Annotated in this window: 1 protein-coding gene; it reads right to left on the bottom strand. The window is 48.8% G+C overall.

Annotated features, from left to right (window positions below; genetic code table 11):
- Positions 1–490 (bottom strand): UvrD-helicase domain-containing protein (locus KDK16_RS10970; protein ID WP_257276135.1); only part of this gene is annotated, 490 nt, incomplete at its 3' end.
- Positions 491–1,081: the final 591 nt, after the last annotated feature.

Below are 1,081 nucleotides of genomic sequence, written 5' to 3'. Positions count from 1 at the left end.
CCCGCATCAGGACTGTGGAAGGCTTGTCCAAACTGGCCTTAACGTTATCGATAAAACCGGCAGCCACTTCAATGTATCGGGCGCTGTCTGCTTTGATCCTGTCCTGAAGCACGTCAGGTGCTAATGCCAGCAAAAGCTCACGGACTTTCAGCTCGATCTCTTTCTCTGTCAGGGGGCGATGATTGTAGGACGATCTCAACCCCCACTCTTCGAGCGACTTCAAAAGTCTCAGGCCCGTTGAGTGATAGGTTCGGACTTTTGGAAGAACCGGCCACTGTCGGCATCGTCTGCGGAGCTTGTCGGTAAAGTCCAGCTGGGCTGACTTGTTGAACATCATAACCACGATGCGTCGAGGGGAAACACCCTGGTTCAGTAACTCATTAATGAGAAAGGCCAGGGTAGTGGTCTTACCTGAACCGGCTACTGCTATACAAAGGGCATGTCCATTTACATGCTCAGTTACCCTCTGTTGAGAGCCGGTCAGTTCCATACAATCAATGCGCCAGTGTTAATCTATCAGACGAGGCAATCATAGTACCAAAGAATGGTCCCGGGGGCGTAGACTCATACGAATTTTATCGAACAGAACAGACGAACAGTGGGTATTTGAAAATGGAAAGGCGCTTCCGCCCTGCCATCATTTGCGACAAACGGTAGTATTTCCTCCGAGCCAGATGGGACCGTTAAATTAATGTTGACAATTTGTCCGTTGTCTTGTCTGTAGTCGTGACTGACGGCACACGAGCCCGGGTTTGGATCGCAGTTGTAAAAGAAGCCAGGCCTGAAATGGGTGGGTGCAACGCAACCCGGTCCTGTGCAGTTACCTGAAAAGGCGGAGAGATCATGATTGGGTGCACCGCCTCGAATGAAGTTATCTTTAATTACACCAACGAATAACCATCAGCCAAAGATTTTAGTCAGAGAGTACTTTTGTAGCAATTTTTTAGGTTGCTTGGGTCGAGGGCGGGCTGACCTTTAGCAAGAGTAGTCGTTATTTTGATAAGTGCGGGAAGGTCAAAGAAACGCTTATCATCCTTGCTGATACCTGGGGCGAATTTTAGGTAGGGTTTGTCATTATTAT

It is taken from the genome of Endozoicomonas sp. SESOKO4, from assembly GCF_024606275.1.
Note: the sequence above shows the minus strand (reverse complement) of the source record. Positions and strands in the feature narration are given on the sequence as shown.